The organism is Luteimonas salinilitoris (assembly GCF_041300785.1).
Lineage (GTDB): Bacteria > Pseudomonadota > Gammaproteobacteria > Xanthomonadales > Xanthomonadaceae > Luteimonas > Luteimonas salinilitoris.
This window is the reverse complement of sequence record NZ_JBFWIB010000002.1, coordinates 613123-636139: the sequence shown is the minus strand read 5'-3', so window position 1 is coordinate 636139 and position 23017 is coordinate 613123. Positions and strand designations below refer to the sequence as shown.

The following is a 23017-nucleotide window of genomic DNA, read 5'->3' as shown; positions in this document are numbered from 1 at the left end:
CGCCCGCCGGACGGTCCGCGTCGCGATGACGGCCCGGGCGCTAGACTGCCGCGAATCGACCCGCTGCGGAGACATCATGGGCAAGCGAACATCACCGGCGTCCGGCATGCGCACCGAGCACGACAGCATGGGCGAGCTGCAGGTCCCCGCCGATGCGCTTTGGGGGGCGCAGACCCAGCGCGCGGTGCTGAACTTCCCGATTTCCGGCCGGCCGGTGCCGCGCGACTTCATCCGCGCGCTCGGCCTGATCAAGGCGGCCGCGGCCGAAGCCAACGCCGGGCTCGGGCTGCTGCCGAAAGGGCTGTCGCAGGCGGTGCGCAAGGCCGCGCTCGCCGTCGCCGGCGGCGAGCACGACGCCCATTTCCCGATCGACATCTACCAGACCGGCTCCGGCACCTCGTCGAACATGAACGCCAACGAGGTGATCGCCACGCTGGCCTCGCGCGGCGGCAAGCCGGTGCACCCGAACGACCACGTCAACCTCGGCCAGAGCTCCAACGACGTGGTGCCGACCGCGATCCGCGTCGCCGCGCAGCTGGCGACCGTGGAGCACCTGCTGCCGGCGCTGAAGCATCTGCGCCGCACCATCGATCGCCGCGCGCGTGCCTTGAAGAACGTCGTCAAGACCGGTCGCACCCACCTGATGGACGCGATGCCGCTGACGTTCGCGCAGGAGTTCGGCGCCTGGTCGGCGCAACTGGCCTCGGCGCAGGCGCGGATCGAGGACAGCCTCAAGCGGTTGCGGCGCCTGCCCCTGGGCGGGACCGCGATCGGCACCGGCATCAATGCCGATCCGCGCTTCGGGTCGGCCGCGGTCAGGCGGCTGTCGTTGCACGCCGGGACCCGCTTCGAGAGCGCCGTCGACAAGTTCGAGGGCATCGCCGCGCAGGACGATGCGGTGGAACTGTCCGGCCAGCTCAACACGCTGGCGGTGGCGCTGATGAAGATCGCCAACGACCTGCGCTGGATGAACTCCGGGCCGCTGGCGGGCCTGGGCGAGATCGAACTGCCGGCACTGCAGCCGGGCAGCTCGATCATGCCGGGCAAGGTCAATCCGGTGATCCCGGAGGCGACCTGCATGGTCTGCGCCCAGGTCATCGGCCATCACACCGCGATCACGGTGGCCGGGCAGAGCGGCAACTTCCAGCTCAACGTGATGCTGCCGCTGATCGCCGCCAACCTGCTGGAGTCGATCCACCTGCTGGGCAACGTGTCGCGCCTGCTCGCCGACAGTACGATCGCCGGGCTGAAGGTGCACAAGGGCAATGTGACGGCGGCGCTGGACCGCAACCCGATCCTGGTCACCGCGCTCAATCCGATCATCGGTTACGAGCAGGCCGCCGCGATCGCCAAGCGCGCCTATCGGGAAGGCCGGCCGATCCTCGAGGTCGCGAGGGAAACCACCGGCCTGCCGGAACGGGAGCTCAGGGAGCTGCTCGATCCCGCCTTGCTTGCCGGTGGCGGGATCCAGGGCAAGTCGCGAGGCCGTTGAGGCCGGCGCGGCCCAAGCCCCTGGCATGCCTGGGGCCGGTGGCGGGAACGTGGGAGTAATGGCGGCATGCATGCCGCCGCCGCGAAATCGCGATTCGCCACGACGACTCGTCGCGACTTGATTCGCCGCTGCGCGGCTCGCCCGTATCGAGTACGGGGCAGGCTCTTCGGGCCGGCTTCGCCGTTGACTCGCTGCGCTCGTTTCGTCGCTCCCACAAGGTCGGAGCTCAATCTCCGCCGTCGTCGACAGTCGCCGCGGCGATCGGGTCGAAGTCGCCGGGCAGCAGGGAGCGAAGCTGCGGGAGCTCCTGTGCGAGCCGGCGCTGCGTCAATTTCAGCGCTTCGGCACGGGCTTCGATCTTTTCCGCTTCCTGCTCGATCTTCTCCGCCTCGGCATCGACCCGCTGCTCGATGCCGTCCGGATCGCCCTTGAGGATGCCTTTGATGGCCTCCGACACGGCCTTGCCGCCGAGGGCGGCGCCCTGGCCGGCGATCGCCAGTGCGGCTTCGCGCAGTTGCGCCAGTTCGCCGTGGTACTCGCGCAACAGTGCGGCCTGGGCCGGCGTCACCGCCACGTCCTTGCCGTCGACGGCCAGGGTGCCGTCGGCGCCGATCAGCGCCCGGTCGCCGTCGGCGTTGCGCAGTTCCACGGTCAGGCCGTCGCCGCCCAGGCGGATGCGGGTGCCCTCGACGTGCATCGTCGTCGGCGGGGTACAGGCGGCCGCCGCCACGGCGATGCCGGCAGCGACGAGGATGGCGTGCAGATGACGGAACGGCATGGCAGTGACTCCTGTGGGTTGGCGGCGATCCGCCGCGGAACTGGCGTCACCGCCGACGCGGTATCTCGACCGTGCCGGTCACGCCGGAATGCTCGACCGAGCCGCTGCCCTTCGAGCGCACGGTGAGGTCGCCGCGGATGTCGCCGGCATCGACGTCGCCCGAACCGATCGAGCCGATGGTCACGTTGCCGTCGATGTCGCGCAGGTCGGCGTCGCCGGAGCCGATCGAATCGATCGCGACGTCGCCGCGCGCGCCGTCCAGCCCGAAATCGCCCGAGCCGATCCCGCCGACCTCGACCGCGCCGCGGACGTTCCGCGCCTCGACATCGCCGGAGCCGATCGACAGCACCTCGAGCGCGCCGACGTCGTCGAAGGCGATGTCGCCGGAGCCGACCTTGGCCGTGGCCAGGCCGCGGATCCGTTTCGCCTCGACATCGCCGGAGCCCACGTCCGCGCTCATCGCCGCGGCGCCGGCCAGCCAGGCGTCGCCCGAGCCGACCTTCAATTGCACCAGCACGTCGCCGGGGATCTGGCCGGACAGGTCCAGGTAGGCGTAGTTGCTGCCGAAGGAGAAGCCGAGAAGATTGTCCTCGCGGCGCAGGCGCACCAGCAGCCGGTCGCCGGTCTTCTCCTGCTCGATCTGCAACTGCGACAGGCGCCCGGCGCTGGCCGCACAGGCGTGTCCGCGCAGCGTGGCGTCGGGGGCGTCGGTCGCGTCGAGCCGAAGCTTGTGCGGGCCGACCTCGAACATCACGGTCTTCACGCCGGCGAGGTCGAGCTGCAGCTCGCGCGGTTCCGATTCCTTGCAACGGCCATCCTGGGCGGCGGCGGCGAGGGGCAGCAGCAGGCACGCGAGCAGGGCGGTGGTGGCGGCGATGGCGGGTTTCATGCGCGTGCTCCTGTTGGTTCGTTGCAATGGGGCGATGGTGCGATTCCGGTTTCGATCAATCGATCGTTGCCGTTCCTGGCGAGGCGAGAGCGCTGTCTGTGCAGGCATCCTGCCGCTTCGGGGCGTTGGTCGTTGCCATCCATGGCGGGGCCGATCGGCTTCGGGCCGTCCGGCCCGGCTGGCCGGCCCCGCGCAGCGCGCGGGGCGTTCGCCCGAGGCGCGAGGCAGTGCCTCGCAAGCGCCTCGTGCTCACCCATGGCCGGGCGTTCGCGGCCGCAGCAGATGCCGATAGGGCATCCTGCCGCTTCGGGGTGCTGGTCGTTGCCATCCATGGCGGCGCCGATCGGCTTCGGGCCGTCCGGCCCGGCCATCCATGGCCGGGCGTTCGCGACCGCTGCCAATGCCAATAAGGCATCGGCATGGCGCGGCCGCTCACCCCTCGTCCCGCCAGCGGCGCAGGCGGATCGCGGCCAGGATCATCGCCACGCCGGCGGCGGCGCCGATCCACATCTTCGGCGAGGCGAAGGCCGAGTACATGACCTTCAGGTTGAGTACGCCGCGGATGTCGGCGGCGCTTTCGAACTTGAAGCGGCCCATCGCGGCCATGCCCTGCAGGTCGAGCGCATCCAGCCAGCCGATCGGGACCACGCTCAGCAGCGAGCGGCCGACCACGTTCTTCCAGAACCACAGGGTCTCCAGGTCGAAGAACTCCATCAGGTCGAACCAGGACACGATCACGCCGGCGAACACCGGGATCATGACCGCCCACAGGAACGGCTTGCTCCGCGCCCAGGCCGAGCACAGCAGCAGCCAGCCGACGGTGGGCAGCGCCCAGACGGCATACACAGGGATCGCGGCGATGAAGTGCGCGGCCAGGTACAGCGGGCTGGCCGGTCCCCAGAGCAGGGTCACCGGGTTGCCGCCGTGCGCCAGCACGATCGCGCTGACCAGCAGCAGGAAGCCGTACATGGTGGCGATCGCCGCCACCGTGGCGATCGCCGGCGCCACGACCGCGGCGCTGATCGCCTTCGACAGCACGGTATCGCGGTCCGACAGCGGCAGCGATTTCCAGAACAGCACGCTGCGGTCCTTGCGCTCGTCGTACAGCGCGCCCAGGCAGTAGAAGAACACCACGAAGGCGAGCACGATGAACGGCCAGCTCGAGGCCATGATCAGGCTCATGTCGAGGCCGGCGCCGAGCTGGCGCATCTCCTCGGGACCGAGGCGGCTGGTGATCAGGCCGAGGTCGAGGCCGTTGACCATCATCTCGCCGTCGATCTCCAGCTCGCCGCCAGCCGCGGCGCGGTGCGCGGCGACCAGGGCGATGATGGCGAACAGCAGGGTCAGCCCCAGGGAAATCGCCCCGGCGACCAGCGGCGCCCACAGGAAGCCGCCCTTGTGTTCCCAGTATTCGCGACGCAGCAGCATGCGATAGCGGTGGGTCGCGTGCGGCGCCGCCGGCGGGGTCGCGACCGGCGCCCGGGTCATGGTGTCGGTGCTCGCGTTCATGCGTAGGTTCCTTTCATCGTCGCGACGAAGAGATCGGCCAGGCCCGGCGTGCGGGTCTCGCCGTAGGACGCCAGTGCAGGCTGGGTGACGCCGTCGAACAGCATCACCGTCTTGCCGAACGGCAACGCACGTTCGTCGATCGGGCCCAGTGCGCGCGCTGCCTCGGCCTGCTCGGCGTTGAGCAGCACCTCGGTGAAGCGCCCGCCGACCTCGTCCATGGTCGCCTTGAGGACGATCTTGCCGTCGCGGATGAACATCACGTCGGTGAGGATGTGCTCGATCTCCTCGACCTGGTGGGTGGTGATGAGGATGGTCTTCTGCTCGTCGAAGTAATCCTCCAGCAGGCGCTGGTAGAACTGCTTGCGGTAGAGGATGTCCAGGCCCAGGGTCGGCTCGTCGAGCACCAGCAGCCTGGCGTCGATCGCCATCACCAGGGCCAGGTGCAGCTGCACGATCATGCCCTTGGACAATTCGCGCACCCTGGAGTCCTGCTTGAGCTGGGTGTTGGCCAGGAAGCGCTCGCAGCGGGCGCGGTCGAAGCGCGGGTGCACGCCGGCGACGAACTCGATCGCCTCGCGTACCCGGATCCAGCGCGGCAGCACGGCGACGTCGGCGATGAAGCAGACGTCGTTCATCAGCGCGTCGCGCTCGAGGCGCGGATCGCGGCCGAGAATCTTGAGATCGCCCTCGAACGGGATCAGTCCCAGCATCGCCTTCAGCGCGGTGGTCTTGCCGGCGCCGTTGGGGCCGATCAGGCCGACGATCCGGCCTGGCTCGATGTCGAACGCGGTGCCGTCCAGGGCCAGCGTGTTCCTGTAGGCCTTGCGCAGGCCGCGCGCCTGCACCACGAGGTCGTTGGACAGATCGTTGGAGAACTTGTCGGAGAACTTGTCAGAAACGGCGGCGTTCACTTCGCACCTCCATTGCGGACCGGCTTGAGCAGGTCCTCCGTCGTCAGGCCCAGGCGCTGGATGCGTTCCAGGACCTGCGGCCACTCCTCGGTGAGAAAGCGCTCGCGTTCGTTGGCCAGCAGCTTCTTGGATGCCTCATCGGTGACGAACATGCCGAGTCCCCTCCGTTTTTCGACCAGCGCCTCGTCCGCCAGCTCCTGGTAGGCCCGCGAGACGGTGATCGGGTTGAGCTGGTATTCCGCCGCGACCTGCCGCACCGAGGGCAGGGCGTCACCGGGCTTGAGCAGGCCGTCGAGCATCATCGCGATGACGCGCTCCTTCAGCTGCCGGTAGATGGGAGCGCCTTCGCTCCACTGGATGGACGTCATGGTGTCAGCTCCCGCTGCTGCCGCGCAGGCCTTGCGCGAACGAGAAATAGGGCAGGGCCAGGGCATTGCGCTTGCGGCCGTTGCCGCGCTTGCGCTCGGTCGCCCTGGTGCTGGTGGCGCCTTCGCCGGTGGTGTCCTGTTCGATGCGCTGCAGGGCCGAGGCGACTGCCGCCTCGGTCACGATCTCGGCGAGGAACACCGAGGACAGGGCGATCATCTCGTTGGCCGATCCGGCGCGCTCCAGTTCCGCCTCGAACGCCCGGGTGCGCGCCTCGATGGCTTCGGCGCGCGCGGAAGGCAGGCTATGCGTCGGACCCGCCGCGACCTGGGCCGCACGGGGAACCGGAACGGCTGCCATGAGTCCCAGCAACAGCATGCCGCCGGCGACGGAGAAAGCCAGTATCGTGTTGTGGAGCTTGCGGTTCATGCCGAAACCTCCTGCCCTGGTTGATCGGTGTTGTATGCAACTATAACACTAGAACAGGGGCTGTCAAGAACCGGATGCAGATCCGTTCCCCAACTGAAGTCACGTTGCCGTGGAGTCCCCCATGAAGAATCGAAAATACTCTTATAAAGCAGCTATTTATGCTGCTTTCATGATGTGCATTCTCACGATGCAGGCGCAGGCGGAGGACGGTCTGCTCGACCGCAGCTACCGGCCGCTGGCCGGCAAGATCCCGGTCGATCTGCAGGCCGCTTACGGCGGCCAGGTGCTGCTGGTGGTCAATACCGCGAGCAAATGCGGTTTCACGCCGCAATTCGAGGCGCTGGAACAACTGCACGCGCGCTACGGCGATCGCGGGTTCGCGGTGCTCGGTTTCCCGTCGGGCGACTTCAAGGAGCAGGAGTTCGAGGACGAAGCGGAGATCCGCGAGTTCTGCACGCTCACCTACGGAGTGAAGTTCCCGATGTTCGAAAAGGTGCGCGTGGTCGGGCCGGAGGCGACGGCGCTGTACCGCGACCTTGCCGCGGCCACCGGCGCGACGCCGCAATGGAACTTCCATAAATACCTGATCGGCCGCGACGGCCGGGTGCTGGCGAACTGGGGCAGTCGCACCGTGCCGGACGATCCGGAGGTGGTGGCGGCGATCGAGCGTGCGTTGCAGGTGCCTGCCGCGGACAGATGAACGTGCGGGCGCGCACGTGATTGCCCGTGCGCGCCGGCCTCGCGACAATAGGCGTTTACGCGTCGCTGGCGGCGGCGCCCAACTGGAGTGTTTCCCGATGAAGAATGCGATGCGCGGCGCGTTCGCGCTGTGTCTGCTCGTGACTTGGCTGACGGCGGCGACCGCGAACGCCCAGCAGCCACGGCTGGAGAACGAGCGTGAGAAGGTCAGCTACATGGTGGGGATGGACGTGGGCCAGTCGCTGGTGCCGGTCGGTCCGGACATGGACTATGCCGCGCTGGAGCGCGCGGTGCGCAACGCCTTCGAGGGCGGCGAGCCGTTGCTCGACGCCACGGAAATGCAGGAGGTCGGCCAGGCGCTGATGCAGCGCGTGGCCGCGCGCGGCGGCCAGAGCCTGCCGGGCATGCCGCCGGGCGCCGCGCCGCCGGAAGTGGACAGCAGCAAGGTCGGCCTGCTGGTCGGCGCCGACGTCGGCCGCTCGTTGCTGCCGATCCGCGACGAGATCGAACTGCCGGTGATGCTGCAGGCCCTGCGCACGCGGATCGAAGGCGGCGAGCTGCTGCTGGCCGAGGCCGAGGCCGAGGCATTGCGACAGGCGTTCTCCGGACGCGTGCAGCAGGAGATGGAAGCCGAGGCGGCGCAGGTCGGCGGGAAGAACCGCGCCGAGGGCGCGGCATTCCTGGCCGCCAACAAGGGCGAGAAGGGCGTGTTCTCGACCCCGTCCGGCCTGCAGTACCAGGTGATCCGCCAGGGTTCTGGACGGCGCCCGTTGCCCAGCGAGCGCGTGCGCGTGCACTACCACGGCACCCTGCTCGACGGCACCGTGTTCGACAGCTCCTACGAGCGTGGCGAGCCGACCGAGTTCGGCCTCAACCAGGTGATCCCCGGCTGGACCGAGGGCGTCGCCTTGATGCCGATCGGCGCCAAGTACCGTTTCTGGATTCCGGGCGAGCTCGCCTACGGCGACAAGGGTACGCCGGGCGGGCCGATCGGCCCGAACGCGGCCCTGGTCTTCGACGTCGAACTGCTGGATATCCTCTGATCCGGCGACGTTTCCATCACTGCGTCCGCATCTGCTGCGGGCGCGCCGCCGGCCCTGCCGGCCTTCCCCCATTATCCCCAAGGAGTACCCCATGACCATTTTCCCGCGCGCCACCCTGCCGGCGCTGCTCGCCGTCGCCTTCGCGGCAACGCTGGCCGCCTGCAAACCGCTGGACAAGGAGACCGGCGAGCGGCTCGACGGCGAGGACGCCGCGCAGACGTCCGCCGATGGCGACCCGTCCGCATCTGATCTCGACATTCCGGGGCTGGAGAGCGAGAAGGAGCAGGTCGGTTACGCGATCGGCCTCGAACTGGGGAACACGCTGGTGCCGGTGAAGGAGGAGGTCGACCTCGACGCCATGCTCGAGGGCGTGCGCGACACGCTCGAAGGCAACGAACCCAGGGTCGACCAGCAGCAGCTGGCGCAGATCATGCAGGACCTGGGCCAGCGCATGCAGGCGCGCCAGCAGGCCGAGGCCGAAAGGCTGGCCGCCGAGGGCGAGGCGTTCCTGGCCGAGAACGCCAAGAAGCCGGGCGTGCAGACCACCGAGTCCGGCCTGCAGTACGAAGTGCTGGAGAAGGGCGACGGCGCCCCGCCGAAGCCGGGCGACCGGGTCAGCGTGCACTACGAGGGCAAGCTGCTCGACGGCACCACCTTCGACAGTTCGCTGGAGCGCGGCGAGCCGGCGACGTTCGCGCTCGACCAGGTGGTGCCGGGCTGGCAGGAGGGCCTGCAGCTGATGTCGCCGGGCAGCCGCTACCGCCTGTGGATTCCGAGCGAGCTCGGCTACGGCGAGCAGGGCACGCCGGGCGGCCCGATCGGCCCCAACGCCACCCTGGCGTTCGAGGTCGAGCTGCTCGAAGTGATGCCGGCCGCCGCCGAATAAGACAGCAAGGAGCATCGTCATGCACGTGAGCATCTTCGGAACCGGCTACGTCGGCCTGGTCACCGGCGCCTGCCTGGCCGAGGTCGGCAACGACGTGGTCTGCGTCGATATCGACAGCGACAAGATCGACGCCCTCAACCACGGCCGGGTACCGATCTACGAGCCGGGACTGACACCGATCGTGGCCAGCAACCGCGAGGCCGGGCGCCTGCACTTCACCACCGACGCAGCCGAGGCGGTGGCGCGCGCCGAGATCATCTTCATCGCGGTCGGCACGCCCCCCGACGAGGACGGCAGCGCCGACCTGCAGTACGTGCTCGCGGTGGCCGATACGATCGGCCGCCACCTGCAACGACCGGCGGTGATCGTCGACAAGTCCACGGTGCCGGTGGGCACCGCCGACCGCGTACGCGCGGCCATCGCTTCGGCGCTGGCCGAACGCGGAGTGCAGATCGCGTTCGAGGTGGTCGCCAATCCGGAGTTCCTGAAGGAGGGTGCGGCGGTCGAGGACTGCATGCGCCCGGACCGCATCGTCATCGGCGCCTCCAGCGACGACGCCGTCGAGCGGCTGCGGCGGTTGTATGCGCCGTTCAACCGCAGCCACGACCGCATCGTGACCATGGACGTGCGCTCCGCCGAGCTGACCAAGTACGCCGCGAACGCCATGTTGGCGACCAAGATCAGCTTCATGAACGAGATCGCCAACATCGCCGAGAAGGTCGGTGCCGATGTCGAGTCGGTCCGCCAGGGCATCGGCTCGGATCCGCGCATCGGCCGGCATTTCATCTACCCGGGCGCGGGCTACGGCGGCTCCTGTTTTCCGAAGGACGTACAGGCGCTGGCGCGAACCGCGCTGCATCATGGCCACACGCCCGTCCTGCTGCAGGCCGTGGAGGCGGTCAACGAGCGCCAGAAGAGCCATCTGTTCGACCTGCTCGTGCAACACTACTGCGGTATCGACACGCTGCGTGGCAAGACCTTCGCGGTCTGGGGCCTGGCCTTCAAGCCCGATACCGACGACATGCGCGAGGCTCCGAGCAGGCGCCTGCTGCAGCAGCTGCAGGACGCCGGCGCGCGGGTCCGCGCCTACGACCCGGAAGCGATGGACGAGATGCGGCGGGTGTTCGGCGAACGCGACGACCTGCTGCTGTGCGACAGCGCGGAGCATGCGCTGCAGGGGGCCGATGCGCTGGTGCTGGTGACCGAATGGAAGCAGTTCCGCAGCCCCGACTTCGCCGCGCTGCGCGATGTTCTCGCCGACGCCGCGATCTTCGACGGCCGCAACGTGTACGCGCCGGAGATGGTCGAGGAGGCCGGGCTGGCCTACTATGGCATCGGCCGCGGGCGTTCCGTGCTCGCGGGCTGACCGATGGACGAGACCCTCGAACAGCGCATCGTCGAACTCGAGACCCGCCTGGCCTTCCAGGAGCAGGCGCTGGCCGAGCTCGGCGACGCGTTGGCCGCGCTGCGCATGGAAACGGCGCGCAATACCGAAGTCGTCCGTCGCGGACTGGAAGAGCTGAAACAGGCGCGGGGTACCTTCTACGCCGACCCGGCGGACGAGCCGCCACCGCCGCATTACTGATATTGACGACCGACATGAGCGATTCCCTTCGCGACCAGTTGCTCGGGCTCGGTTTCAAGAGCGCGCCGGCGCCGGAGCGCAAATCCAAGCCGACGCCGAACCCGAACGCCAGGCCCGGGCGGCCCGGCGGGCGCAAGCCCGAAGCCGCCGCGCCGCAGCGTCAGGACAAGCGCGGCGGCGGCCATCGCTCCGGACGCACGCGCGAGGACATCGATCTCGCCAAGGCCTATGCGATCCGCGCGCAACGGGAAAAGGACGAGCGGATCGAGGCCGAGCGCCGCAGGCAGGAGGAGGCGCGGCAACGGCGCGAGGCGCGCGCGAAGCTGGCGCAGCTGCTGCAGGGCAGGGCGCTCAATGCCGACGATGCGGAGATCGCCCGGCACTTCGAGTACGGCGGCAAGATCAAGCGCATCTACGTCACCGCCGCGCAGCTGAAGGCGCTCAATGCCGGTGAACTGGGCGTGGTGCAGCTCAACGGCCGTTATCTGCTGGTGGCCGCGTCGGTGCTGGCCGAGGCCGAGGCGGTGTTCGGGCCGGCCGTGGCATTGAAGGTCGATCCCGATGCGCCGGCCGGGGACGACCCGTACGCGGATCCGAAGTACCAGGTGCCCGACGATCTGGTGTGGTGAGGCGTTGAAAACCCCGGTGCGTGCGTCGTGGGCTGCGTAGAGCCGAGCTTGCTCGGCTGTTCGCGGGCGCCGGAGCCGGGAGCGGCGGAGCAAGCTCCGCTCTACGGGGCGGCCGCAGCGTAGGTCCGCCGTTCTTGATTATTCATTCCGGATCGTAATCGAGGTTGGACGCGAGCCAGCGTTCGGCCTGTGCCCGCGTCACGCCCTTGCGCTTCGCGTAGTCCTCCACCTGTTCCTTCGACACCCGGCCGACCACGAAGTACTGGCTGCCCGGGTGGCTGAAGTAGTAGCCGGAGATCGCGGCCGTCGGCAGCATCGCGAAGCTCTCGGTCAGGGTCATGCCGGCATTGCCGCCGGCGTCGAGCAGCGAGAACAGGGTGGCCTTCTCGCTGTGTTCCGGACAGGCCGGGTAGCCGGGCGCGGGGCGGATGCCGCGATACTTCTCGGCGATCAGGGCGTCGTTGTCGAGGCCTTCGTCCGGCGCATAGCCCCAGAACTCGGTGCGCACGCGCAGGTGCAGGCGCTCGGCCAGGGCCTCGGCCAGGCGATCGGCCAATGCCTTGAGCAGGATCGCGTTGTAGTCGTCGTGGTCTGCCTCGAAGCGGGCGACGTGGGCGTCGATGCCGATGCCGGCGGTGACCGCGAACGCGCCGATCCAGTCCTGCCGGCCCGATGCCTTCGGCGCGATGAAGTCGGCCAGGCAGAAGTCGGGGCGCTCGGGCGGCTTGTCGACCTGCTGGCGCAGGAAGTGCAGGGTGATCGGATCACCTTCGCCCGGGTCGAGCACGACGTCGTCGCCGCGGCTGTGCGCCGGCCACAGGCCGAATACCGCCTTCGCGGTCAGCCATTTCTCGGCGACGATCCGCTTCAGCATCGCGCGCGCGTCGCGGTACAGGTCGCTGGCGTGTTCGCCGACCACCTCGTCGGTGAGGATCGCGGGATACCTGCCGGCGAGTTCCCAGGCCTGGAAGAAGGGCGTCCAGTCGATGCAGTCGACCAGCTCGTCGAGCGGGTAGTCCTCGAGCACGGTGACGCCGGGCGTATTCGGCCGCGGCGGTGCGTAATCGTCCCAGCCGCCGTCGAACTTCTGCGCGCGCGCCTTCGACAGCGAGACCAGGCGCTTGGCGTCGCCGCGGTTGAGGTGGCGCTCGCGGATCTTGGCGTAGTCGGCGTCGTTGGCGGCGACGAACTTCTGCCGCAGCTCGACGCTGATCAGCGACTGCACCACGCCGACCGCGCGCGAGGCGTCCTTGACCCAGACCGTGGGCGCGGCGTAGTGCGGGGCGATCCGCAGCGCGGTGTGGGCGCGCGAGGTGGTGGCGCCGCCGATCAGCAGCGGGGTCTCGAAGCCCTGCCGCTTCATCTCGCGCGCGACGTGGCTCATCTCCTCCAGCGACGGCGTGATCAGGCCGGACAGGCCGATGATGTCGGCGCCGATCTCGCGCGCCTTGTCGAGGATCGCCTGCGCCGGCACCATCACCCCGAGGTCGGTGACCTCGAAGTTGTTGCAGGCCAGCACCACGCCGACGATGTTCTTGCCGATGTCGTGCACGTCGCCCTTCACCGTGGCCATCAGCACGCGCCCGTTGGGCTTGCCGGCGTTGCCGCTGCGTTCCTTCTCGGCCTCGATGTAGGGCAGCAGGTGGGCGACCGCCTTCTTCATCACCCGCGCCGACTTGACCACCTGCGGCAGGAACATCTTGCCGGCGCCGAACAGGTCGCCGACCACGCCCATGCCGGCCATCAGCGGGCCCTCGATGACCTCGAGCGGCTTGTCGAACTGCTGTCTGGCTTCCTCGGTATCGTTGACGACGTACTGGTCGATGCCGTGCACCAGGGCGTGCTTCAGCCGCTCCGCGACCGCGGCGTCGCGCCAGGCCAGGTTCTCGACCCTGGCTTCGCCCTTCTGCCCGCGGTAGCGTTCGGCGATCTCGAGCATGCGTTCGGTCGCGTCGGCGCGGCGGTTGAGCACCACGTCCTCGACCCGTTCGCGTAGCTCCGGGTCGAGGTCGTCGATGATCGGCAGGGCGCCGGCGTTGACGATGCCCATGTCCATGCCGGCCTCGATCGCATGAAACAGGAATACCGCGTGGATCGCCTGGCGCACGGTTTCGTTGCCGCGGAACGAGAACGACACGTTGGAGACGCCGCCCGAGACGTGGCAGTGCGGCAGCGTGCGCTTGATTTCGCGCGTGGCCTCGATGAAGTCGACCGCATAGTTGTCGTGCTCGGGAATGCCGGTGGCGATGGCGAAGACGTTGGGGTCGAAGATGATGTCCTCGGGCGGGAAGCCGACGGTCTCGGTCAGCAGCCGGTAGGCGCGAGTGCAGATTTCGACCTTGCGCTCGCGGGTGTCGGCCTGGCCCTGCTCGTCGAAGGCCATCACCACCACGGCCGCACCGTAGCGTCGTACCTTGCGTGCCTGTTGCAGGAACGTCTCCTCGCCTTCCTTGAGCGAGATCGAGTTGACCACGCCCTTGCCCTGCAGGCACTTCAGCCCGGCCTCGATCACCGACCACTTCGACGAATCGACCATGAACGGGATGCGGGCGATGTCCGGCTCGGCCGCGATCAGGTTGAGGTAGCGGGTCATGGCCCGCTCCGAGTCGATCAGGCCCTCGTCCATGTTGATGTCGAGGATCTGGGCGCCGCTCTCGACCTGCTGCCGCGCGACCTCGACCGCCTCCGGGTAGCGATCCTCCTTGACCAGCTTGCGGAAGCGCGCGCTGCCGGTGACGTTGGTGCGCTCGCCGATGTTGACGAACAGCAGGTCCGGGGTGAGGACCAGCGGCTCGAGGCCGGACAGGCGGGTGTGGCGGGACTGGGTCATCGGTTGGCCGGGAAGAAGGGGGTAGGCCGCGGATTGGCGCGGATGAACGCGGATAAAGCGATCCGGGAGAAATGCTCGCCATCCTGGTATGGGCAAAAACCGGTGCGTTCATTGCTTCGTTGCAGGCATGCCGGCCTGGATCCCGGCATGCGCCGGGATGACGGCGCTGCCCACTTGCGCGTTTGATCCGCGTTCATCCGCGTCGATCCGTGGCTGAAAAGCTTCACGCCGCCGCCTCCAGGTGTGCGGGCAGGCGGCGCGGCGGCAGGTCGGCGACGGCGGTGGCGATCGCGCGGATGTGGTCGGGCGTGGTACCGCAGCAGCCGCCGACGATGTTGAGCAGGCCCGACTGCGCGAATTCGCGCAGGGTTTCGGCCATGTCCTCGGGGGTTTCGTCGTACTCGCCGAACGCGTTCGGCAGTCCCGCGTTCGGGTGCGCGCTGACGTGGCACTCGGCCAGGTCCGACAGCGCCTCGACGTGCGGTCGCAGCTCCTTCGCGCCCAGCGCGCAGTTCAGGCCGATCGACAGCGGCCGTGCGTGCCGCAGCGAATACCAGAACGCCTCGGCGGTCTGCCCGGAGAGGGTGCGGCCGGAGGCGTCGGTGATGGTACCGGAGATCATCACCGGCAGGCGCGCGCCGAGCCCGTCGAACGTCGCCTCGATGGCGAACAGCGCCGCCTTGGCGTTGAGCGTGTCGAACACGGTCTCGACCATCAGCGCGTCGGCGCCGCCCTCGGCCAGGCCCTCGGCGGCCTCGCAATAGATCGCCACCAGTTCGTCGAAATCCACCGCGCGGAAACCGGGGTCGTTGACGTCGGGACTGATCGAGGCGGTGCGGCTGGTCGGGCCGAGCACGCCGACGGCGAAGCGGGGACGTTCCGGCGTGCCCGCCTGCACCGCCGCACAGGCCTCGCGCGCCAGCCGCGCGCCTTCGCGGTTGAGTTCGCGCACCAGGTGCTGCAGGTGGTAGTCGGCGAGCGAGATCGCGGTGGAATTGAAGGTGTTGGTCTCGACCAGGTCGGCGCCGGCCTCGAGGTAGGCGGCGTGGATGTCGCGGATCAGCTCCGGCCGGGTGAGGCTGAGCAGGTCGTTGTTGCCCTTCTGGTCATGCCCGGCAGCGCCGCATTCGGCGCCGTGCGCGTGGCCGTCGTCGCGCCCGAGCCGGTCGTAGCCGTCGGCGAAGCGCTCGCCGCGGTAGTCTACCTCCTGCAGGTCGTGGCGCTGGATCATCGTGCCCATGGCGCCGTCGAGCACCAGGATTCGTCGATCGAGCTGCCGCAGCAGCGATTCGGCGCGGGACGGGTCGAGCCAGGGCAGCGTGTTCATTGCGAGACCTCATTACTTCGGGAGCAGGGCTGTTTTTGGCCACGGCGAAACAATCATTTCGATACCGGCTTGTCCGCGATCAGCGACACCACCTCGAAATGCGGCGGCCGCTTTTCCCGGGTCACGGTTTCCTGGTTGCGCACCGTCAGCCCGGCTTTTTCGACGAAGCGGCGCAGGTCGCGCTCGCCGAAGCCGAGATTGACGTGGCCGTAGGCCGCGACCACGGCGCGATGTTCATGGCGGGCGAGACTGCTCAGCAGCAGGCGTCCGCCGGGGCGCAGCACGCGTGCCGCTTCGGCCACCGCCTGCGCCGGGCGGGCGGCGTAGGTCAGCGCGTGCATCAGCACCACCAGGTCGAACTCGGCGTCGGCATACGGCAGCGCATGCATGTCGCCCTCGTGCACCTCGACGTTGCGGTGCCGGCGCAGGCGCTCGGTGGCGGCGTTGACCACGCGCCGGCTGGTGTCGACGCAGACGTAGCGGTGCGCGTGCGGAGCCACCAGCTCGGCCAGTACGCCGTCGCCGGAGGCGATGTCGAGCACGTCGCCCGCCTCCAGCAGCGGCAGCGCCGAGCGCGCCAGCGCTTCCCAGGTGCGCCCGGGCGAGTAGTGGCGTTCCATGTCGCCGGCCACCGAGTCGGCCCAGTTCTGGTCGGCCGCGCGCATCGCCAGCACCCCGGGCAGGCGCTCGCCGTCCTGGCGCAGCAGGGCGTCGTCGCTGCCGTCGCGCAGGGTGCGCCAGAGCTGCTGCAGGGCCGGGTCCAGCGGTGCGTCGTCGAAGCGGTAGTACGCCGACACGCCGGCGCGGCGGTCGCGCACCAGCCCGGCCTCCTTGAGCCGTGCCAGGTGGGTCGAGACCCGCGGCTGCGCCAGGCGGGTGACCGCGGACAGTTCGGCGACAGTCAGCTCCTCGCGCTCGAGCAGCGCCAGCAGGCGCACCCGGGTGGCATCGGCCAGCACCTTGAGCCGGGTCGACCAGCTTTCCAGATCCACAAATATCTTCCTATCGCGATATAGAGATGATTTTGGGACCGGGCCGGAGAGAGGTCAAGGAGGCAGGGAGCGGTGCCGGGACCAGGAAGAGCCGGCCGCGCCCGCTCGTCATCCCAGCGAAAGCTGGGATCCATGTTGACTTGCCTTCCCGAAACTCGCGGCCAAACGGCAAATCAAATTGGATCCCAGCTTTCGCTGGGATGACGGGGCGGAAGCTCGAGTCCCGAGTCCCGAGTCCCGAGTCCCGAGTCCCGTTACAATTCCATCCCGACCTTCCCGCCGGAGCGCGCAAGTGGATTTTGGCTTCACCGAAGAGCAGTTGATGATCCAGGACGTGGCGCGGCGCATCGCGCAGGAGAAGATCGCACCCAGCGCTGAAGGGTTCGACCGCTCCGGGGAGTTCCCGCTGGAGAACATCCGGCTGCTGGGCGAGAACGGGTTGATGGGGATCGAGGTGCCGGCCGAATACGGCGGCGCCGGGATGGATCCGGTGGCCTACGTGCTGGCGATGGTCGAGATCGCCGCCGGCGACGCCGCGCATTCGACCATCATGTCGGTCAACAACTCGCTGTTCTGCAACGGCATTCTCACCCACGGCAGCGAGGCGCAGAAGCAGACCTACGTGCGCGCGATCGCCGAGGGCGCGGAGATCGGCGCGTTCGCGCTCACCGAGCCGCAGTCCGGCTCCGACGCCACCTCCATGCGCTGCCGCGCGGTGAAGCGCGACGACGGCAGCTTCGTCATCAACGGCAAGAAGAGCTGGATCACCTCCGGCCCGGTGGCGAAGTACTTCGTGCTGTTCGCCATGACCGATCCGGACAAGGGCGCCCGCGGCATCACCGCCTTCCTGGTCGACGGCGAGCGCGAGGGGCTGCACCGCGGCAAGACCGAGCCGAAGCTCGGCATCCGCGCCTCGGCCACCTGCGAGATCGAGTTCCAGGACTACGTGGCCAGTCCCGAGGAGGTGCTCGGCGACGAGGGCCACGGCTTCAAGATCGCGATGGGCGTGCTCGACGCCGGCCGCATCGGCATCGCCTCGCAGGCGATCGGCATCGGCCGCGCCGCCTACGAGGCGACGCTGGCGTACGTGCGCGAGCGCAAGGCCTTCGGCCAGCCGATCGGCGCGTTCCAGATGACCCAGGCCAAGATCGCCGACATGAAGTGCAAGCTCGACGCTTCGCTGCTGCTCACCCTGCGCGCCGCCTGGCTGAAGGGCCAGGGCCGGAAGTTCACCACCGAGGCCTCGGTGGCCAAGCTGACCGCCTCGGAAGCGGCGATGTGGATCGCCCACCAGGCGGTGCAGATCCACGCCGGCATGGGCTACTCCAAGGAGATGCCGATCGAGCGCTACTTCCGCGACGCCAAGATCACTGAGATCTACGAGGGCACCAGCGAGATCCAGCGCCTGGTCATCGCCCGCCACGAAACCGGACTGCGCTGACGCAGCGCCGGAACATCCTCCCGGACCGCCGTCGCCATGCTGCAGGCCATCGCCGGACGACGTTGACGCCCACCACCGGCCCGCGCGCGAGCGCGGGCCTCATTCCATCCGAAACCCGTCGCCATGAGCACACCACGCAAAGCCGACCCACGTCCCAGGTCCGCGAAGTCCGGCAAGAGGCCGGCGGCACCGCCTCGCGCGCAGGCGCGCAGCGCGCTGCTCGACCCGATCTTCGCCGCCATCCGCAACCGCGCCGGCAAGGGCCGCCAGGACGACGCCAGCGCATTCGCCGGCGCCTTCTACCGGCGCATGACCGCCGACGAGCTGCCGTTGCACAGCCCCGACGGCTGGGCCGCGCTGGCCAACGATTTCCTCGATTTCGCCCGGACCCGCAAGCCGGGCAGGGCCAACGTGCGCCTGTTCAACCCCAATCTCGCCGAACACGGCTGGGAGTCGCCGCATACGGTGCTGCAGGTCGTCAACGACGACATGCCGTTCCTGGTCGATTCGGTGACGATGGCCCTGGCCGAGCAGGGCATCGGCGTGCACGTGCTCGGCCACCCGATCATCGCGATCCGGCGCGACCGCGCCGGCCGGCTGGTCTCGGTCGGCGAGGGCGACGCCGAATCGCTGATACACCTGGAGATCGACCGCCAGGCCGCCGACGGCATCGAGCGTGTCGAGCGTGCGGTCAAGGCCGTCCTGCGCGACGTGCGCCTGATCGTCGAGGACTGGCCGACGATGCGCGAGAAGATGCTGCAGGTCGCGGCCGACCTTGCCACCCGCGAGCTGCCGGTGTCCGACGGCGAACGCCGCGAAGCGCAGGAGTTCCTGCGTTGGGCGGCGAGCGACCACTTCACCTTCCTCGGCTACCGCGAGTACAAGGTCAAGAAGCAGCGCGGGGAGGAGGTGCTGTGCGCGGTCGAGAACAGCGGACTCGGACTGCTGCGCGGCAAGGACGCCGGCAAGGCGCGCGCGCTGAGCACGCTGGCGGCGACCACGGCGTCGAAGGGCGGCGCGATCGACCCGTTGATCCTGACCAAGACCAATTCGCGCGCGTCGGTGCACCGCCCCGGCTACATGGACTACATCGGCGTGCTCAGCTTCGACCGCCACGGCAAGCCGATCGCCGAGCAGCGGTTCATCGGCCTCTACACCTCCAGCGCGTACAACCGCAGGCCCTGGGAGATCCCGCTGGTGCGCGACCGCTTCGAGCACGTGATGAGCCAGTCGGGGCTGCGCCAGACCGGGCACAGCGGCAAGGCGCTCAAGCACATCCTGGAGACGCTGCCGCGCGACGAGCTGTTCCAGTCCAGCGCCGAGGAACTGCACGGCCTCGGTACCGGCATCCTGCACCTGCAGGAGCGCATCCGCAGCCGCTTGTTCCTGCGGTGCGACCGCTACGGGCGCTTCTATTCGATCCTGGCCTACATTCCGCGCGACCGCTTCAACACCGACGTGCGGCTGCGCATCGAGGGGATGCTCAAGGAGGCCCTGCAGGCCGACCGCGTCGACACCAGCGTCCAGCTTGGCGAGTCGCCCCTGGCGCAGCTGCATCTGATCGTGCGTCCGCGCTCGGGCGTGACCGACGGGGTCGACGAAGGCGAACTGGACGCGGCGCTGGCGGTGATCGTGCGCAACTGGCAGGACGACCTGCGCGACGAACTGGTCGAACGCCACGGCGAGGCCGAGGGCCTGATGCTGGCCAACCGCTACGGACGCGCGCTGACCGCCAACTACATCGAGCAGGCGACGCCGGCGATCGCCGCCGGCGATGTCGCCCACCTGGCCGCGCTGAGCACGCCGGACGACCTGCGCCTGTGCCTGTACTGCGCACCGCGCCGGAACCAGGGCGAGGGCCCGCTACGGCTCAAGCTGTTCCGCCAGCGGCGCGACATCCCGCTCTCGGACGTGCTGCCGATGATGGAGAACATGGGCCTGCGGGTGATCTCCGAGCATCCCTACCGGATCGAGGTCGACGGCGAGGCGCTCTACATCCAGGACTTCGAGGTCGAGGCCGCCGCGGCCAGGCCCGACATCGAGCAGGTGAGCGACGACTTCGAGGACGCGTTCGCGCAGCTGTGGCGCGGCGGCGCCGAGAACGACGGCTTCAATCGCCTGATTCTGGGGGCGGGCCTGACCTGGCGCCAGGTCTCGATGCTGCGCGCCTACTGCAAGTATCTGCTGCAGACCGCGGCGCCGTTCTCGCAGAGCTACGTCGAGGAAACGCTGACGCGCTATCCGCTGCTGGCGCGGCTGCTGGTGGAGCTGTTCGAGGCGCGCTTCAGCCCGGAGACCGGACGCGAGAGCAGCGAGGAGATCGGGCAGGGCGCGGCGCGTCTGGAGGCGCAGTTCGAGACGCTCGCCGGTGGCGGGACTTCGGTGCTGGCGGCGCTGCGGCCGGTGGTCGAGGCGCGCGGCGGCGACCGCGAGCAGCAGTACCAGGTCACCCGCGAGGCGCTGAAGACGCTGCTCGACGGCGTCGCCAGCCTCGACGAGGACCGCATCCTGCGCAGCTTCATCGGCGCGATCGACGCCACCCTGCGCACCAGCTTCTACCAGCGCGGCGAGGACGGCGACGGCAAGGACTACGTGGCCTACAAGTTCGACAGCGCGCGTGTCCCGGACCTGCCGAAGCCGCGCCCGTACCGCGAGATCTTCGTCTACGGTCCGCACGTGGAAGGCGTGCACCTGCGCTTCGGTCCGGTGGCCCGCGGCGGCCTGCGCTGGTCCGACCGGCGCGAGGACTTCCGCACCGAGGTGCTGGGACTGGTCAAGGCGCAGATGGTGAAGAACACGGTGATCGTGCCGGTCGGCGCGAAGGGCGGCTTCTTCGTCAAGCGCCCGCCGGCCGGCGGCGACCGCGACGCGGTGCTGGCCGAGGGCATCGCCTGCTACCGGCGCTTCATCAACGGCCTGCTCGACATCACCGATAACATTACTATTGGCGGCAGGATCGTGGCGCCGGCGGACGTGGTCCGGCACGACGGCGACGATGCGTACCTGGTCGTGGCCGCCGACAAGGGCACCGCGACCTTCTCCGACATCGCCAACGGCATCGCCGCCGAGCACGGCTTCTGGCTCGGCGACGCGTTCGCGTCCGGCGGTTCTGTCGGCTACGACCACAAGGGCATGGGCATCACCGCCAAGGGCGCCTGGGAGTCGGTGAAGCGGCACTTCCGCGCGCTCGGCCGCGACTGCCAGCGCGAGGACTTCACCGTGGTCGGCATCGGCGACATGTCCGGCGACGTGTTCGGCAACGGCATGCTGCTGTCCAGGCACGTCCGCCTGGTGGCGGCGTTCGACCATCGCCACATCTTCGTCGATCCGGATCCGGACGCGGCCACGAGCTACCGCGAGCGCGAGCGCCTGTTCGCGCTGCCGCGTTCGAGCTGGGAGGACTACGACCGCGACCTGATCGGCGCAGGCGGCGGGGTATGGCCGCGCAGCGCCAAGTCGATCCGGCTCTCGCCGCAGGCGCGCGCCGCGCTCGACATCGACGGGGACGTCGCCGCGATGAGCCCGAACGAACTCATGAACGCGATCCTCAAGGCGCCGGTGGACCTGCTGTGGAACGGCGGCATCGGCACCTACGTCAAGGCCTCGGGCGAGAGCCACGCCGACGTCGGCGACCGCGCCAACAACGCGCTGCGCGTCGACGGCGGAGAACTGCGCTGCAAGGTCGTGGGCGAGGGCGGCAACCTCGGCCTGACCCAGCGCGGGCGCATCGAGGCTGCGATGAACGGGGTGCTGCTCAACACCGACTTCATCGACAACTCGGCCGGCGTCGACACCTCCGACCACGAGGTCAACATCAAGATCCTGCTCAACGCCCAGGTGCAGGCGAAGAAGCTGACCATGGCCGCGCGCAACAAGCTGCTCGCCGACATGACCGGCGAGGTCGAGGGCCTGGTGCTGTTCGACAACGTCCGCCAGAACCAGGCGCTGAGCCTGATGGAGCGGATGAGCGTGTCGCGGCTCGGCTCCAAGCAGCACTTCATCCGCACCCTGGAGGCGCAGGGGCTGCTGGACCGGCAGATCGAATACCTGCCGTCGGACGCCGAGATCTCGGCGCGCAAGGCGCGCGGGCAGGGCCTGACCCGACCGGAGCTGTCGGTGCTGCTGTCGTACGCGAAACTGGTCGCCTACCAGCAGATGCTCGACTCCGACATCCCCGAGGACCCGTACCTGTCCAAGGAGCTGCAGCGGTACTTCCCGGCGCCGCTGCAGAAGAAATACGCCGCGGCGATGGAAAAGCACCGCCTGAAGCGCGAGATCATCGCCACCGCGGTCACCAACACCACCATCAACCGCATGGGCGCGACGTTCCTGATGCGGATGCAGGAGGACACCGGGCGCACCCCGGCCGAGGTGGCCAAGGCCTATACCATCAGCCGCGAGACGCTCAACGCGCGTGCGCTGTGGACGCAGCTCGATGCGCTCGACGGCAAGGTGCCGGAAGCGGCGCAGATCGACGCGCTGCAGGAGATCTGGCACCTGCAGCGCTCGTTCGTGCGCTGGCTGCTGAACCGGCCGGGCGAGATCCCCGGTATCACCCGCGCGGTGGAGCGCTACAGCGACGCCTTCAACGAGATCCGCAGCGCCGAGGGGATCCTGCCCGATTCGCAGCGCCCGGGGTTCGAGGACGCGCGCGCGCAGTGGCGCGAGCGCGGCATGTCGGCGGACCTGGCCGAGGACCTCGCCGAATTGCCGTACCTGGGCCCGGTGTTCGACATCATCGAGCTGGCGCGGGCGCGGCGTCTCAAGCCGGTCGACGTGGCGCGGGTGCACTTCCGCGTCGGCGACGCGCTGCACCTGCCGTGGCTGTTCGCACAGATCGAGGCGCTGGAAGTGCAGGGCCGCTGGCACGCGGTCGCGCGCGGCGTGCTGCGCGACGACCTGGCCGCGCAGCAGACGCTGCTGGCCGGACAGGCGCTGTCGATGCCGGGCCAGGACGCTGACGAGAAGGTGCGCGGCTGGATCGGCCGCGACGATCCGGCGTTGCGTTTCACCCTGGCGATGCTCGACGAGATGTTCGCGCAGAAGGCGATCGACTACCCGACCGCCTCGGTGGCGGTGAGCCGGCTGGCGCAGCTGGCAGCGGGCGGCTGAGGTCGGTCGTATCCGTAGAGCGGAGCTTGCTCCGCTACGAAGGCTCCGGAGCCCGGACCTGTAGAGCCGAGCTTGCTCGGCTGCGCAGGCTCCGGAGCC

The 23017-nt window shown here is 69.1% G+C and carries 18 protein-coding genes; 9 read left to right on the top strand and 9 right to left on the bottom strand.

Annotation, left to right across the window (positions count from 1 at the left end; all coding sequences use genetic code 11):
- The first annotated feature begins 106 nt into the window (after positions 1-106).
- Positions 107-1492, top strand: coding sequence for a class II fumarate hydratase (locus AB5T46_RS06110; protein WP_370563113.1), 1386 nt, complete (start codon positions 107-109; stop codon positions 1490-1492).
- Positions 1493-1718: 226 nt separating this feature from the next.
- On the opposite strand, the gene AB5T46_RS06105 is transcribed toward AB5T46_RS06110, so the two are convergent.
- From AB5T46_RS06105 to AB5T46_RS06080, 6 genes are all read right to left on the bottom strand, one after another.
- Positions 1719-2270: a DUF2884 family protein gene (locus tag AB5T46_RS06105; protein WP_370562966.1), complete on the bottom strand. Its 552-nt coding sequence runs from the start codon at positions 2268-2270 to the stop codon at positions 1719-1721.
- A gap of 46 nt (positions 2271-2316) precedes the next feature.
- Positions 2317-3159, bottom strand: coding sequence for a DUF4097 family beta strand repeat-containing protein (locus AB5T46_RS06100; RefSeq protein WP_370562965.1), 843 nt, complete (start codon positions 3157-3159; stop codon positions 2317-2319).
- 432 nt (positions 3160-3591) lie between these two features.
- The gene (locus AB5T46_RS06095) at positions 3592-4668 is read right to left on the bottom strand and encodes a hypothetical protein (protein WP_370562964.1); all 1077 of its coding nucleotides are present in this window, start codon (positions 4666-4668) and stop codon (positions 3592-3594) included.
- Entirely contained in the window at positions 4665-5531 is an 867-nt protein-coding gene (locus tag AB5T46_RS06090; RefSeq protein WP_370563112.1) for an ABC transporter ATP-binding protein, read from the bottom strand. Before AB5T46_RS06090 ends, AB5T46_RS06095 begins: the two co-directional genes overlap by 4 nt.
- A gap of 44 nt (positions 5532-5575) precedes the next feature.
- Complete coding sequence (locus tag AB5T46_RS06085; RefSeq protein ID WP_370562963.1) at positions 5576-5947, bottom strand: GntR family transcriptional regulator; 372 nt, start codon at positions 5945-5947, stop codon at positions 5576-5578.
- Positions 5948-5951: 4 nt separating this feature from the next.
- Positions 5952-6374 carry a hypothetical protein gene (locus tag AB5T46_RS06080; protein ID WP_370562962.1) on the bottom strand — a complete coding sequence of 141 codons (423 nt, stop codon included), beginning with the start codon at positions 6372-6374 and terminating at the stop codon, positions 5952-5954.
- A 169-nt stretch (positions 6375-6543) separates the two neighbouring features.
- On the opposite strand from AB5T46_RS06080, the gene AB5T46_RS06075 reads away from it, so the two are divergent.
- The 6 genes from AB5T46_RS06075 (at position 6544) to AB5T46_RS06050 (ending at position 11216) form a co-directional block, all read left to right on the top strand.
- Complete coding sequence (locus AB5T46_RS06075) at positions 6544-7074, top strand: glutathione peroxidase (RefSeq protein WP_370562961.1); 531 nt, start codon at positions 6544-6546, stop codon at positions 7072-7074.
- A 97-nt stretch (positions 7075-7171) separates the two neighbouring features.
- Positions 7172-8116 (top strand): FKBP-type peptidyl-prolyl cis-trans isomerase N-terminal domain-containing protein, encoded by a 945-nt coding sequence (locus tag AB5T46_RS06070; protein ID WP_370562960.1) that lies wholly within the window; start codon positions 7172-7174, stop codon positions 8114-8116.
- A gap of 91 nt (positions 8117-8207) precedes the next feature.
- A complete protein-coding gene (locus AB5T46_RS06065) occupies positions 8208-9002 on the top strand; it encodes an FKBP-type peptidyl-prolyl cis-trans isomerase (RefSeq protein WP_370562959.1) in 795 nt (264 codons plus the stop codon).
- Between the two features lie 19 nt (positions 9003-9021).
- Positions 9022-10368 (top strand): UDP-glucose dehydrogenase family protein, encoded by a 1347-nt coding sequence (locus AB5T46_RS06060; RefSeq protein ID WP_370562958.1) that lies wholly within the window; start codon positions 9022-9024, stop codon positions 10366-10368.
- A gap of 3 nt (positions 10369-10371) precedes the next feature.
- Complete coding sequence (locus AB5T46_RS06055; RefSeq protein WP_370562957.1) at positions 10372-10587, top strand: SlyX family protein; 216 nt, start codon at positions 10372-10374, stop codon at positions 10585-10587.
- A gap of 14 nt (positions 10588-10601) precedes the next feature.
- Positions 10602-11216 carry a DUF2058 domain-containing protein gene (locus AB5T46_RS06050; protein WP_370562956.1) on the top strand — a complete coding sequence of 205 codons (615 nt, stop codon included), beginning with the start codon at positions 10602-10604 and terminating at the stop codon, positions 11214-11216.
- 142 nt (positions 11217-11358) lie between these two features.
- Here the strand turns inward: AB5T46_RS06050 and metH are convergent, their stop codons facing one another.
- The 3 genes from metH to AB5T46_RS06035 form a co-directional block, all read right to left on the bottom strand.
- Positions 11359-14100, bottom strand: coding sequence for a methionine synthase (metH, locus tag AB5T46_RS06045; RefSeq protein ID WP_370563111.1), 2742 nt, complete (start codon positions 14098-14100; stop codon positions 11359-11361).
- A 169-nt stretch (positions 14101-14269) separates the two neighbouring features.
- Positions 14270-15373 carry a homocysteine S-methyltransferase family protein gene (locus AB5T46_RS06040; protein WP_370562955.1) on the bottom strand — a complete coding sequence of 368 codons (1104 nt, stop codon included), beginning with the start codon at positions 15371-15373 and terminating at the stop codon, positions 14270-14272.
- Positions 15374-15426: 53 nt separating this feature from the next.
- Positions 15427-16365 (bottom strand): ArsR/SmtB family transcription factor, encoded by a 939-nt coding sequence (locus tag AB5T46_RS06035; protein ID WP_370562954.1) that lies wholly within the window; start codon positions 16363-16365, stop codon positions 15427-15429.
- 259 nt (positions 16366-16624) lie between these two features.
- Here AB5T46_RS06035 and AB5T46_RS06030 point away from each other — a divergent pair, with 259 nt between their 5' ends.
- Both AB5T46_RS06030 and AB5T46_RS06025 read left to right on the top strand, forming a co-directional pair.
- Positions 16625-17806, top strand: coding sequence for an acyl-CoA dehydrogenase family protein (locus tag AB5T46_RS06030; RefSeq protein WP_370563110.1), 1182 nt, complete (start codon positions 16625-16627; stop codon positions 17804-17806).
- A gap of 123 nt (positions 17807-17929) precedes the next feature.
- Positions 17930-22918 carry an NAD-glutamate dehydrogenase gene (locus AB5T46_RS06025; RefSeq protein ID WP_370562953.1) on the top strand — a complete coding sequence of 1663 codons (4989 nt, stop codon included), beginning with the start codon at positions 17930-17932 and terminating at the stop codon, positions 22916-22918.
- Positions 22919-23017: the final 99 nt, after the last annotated feature.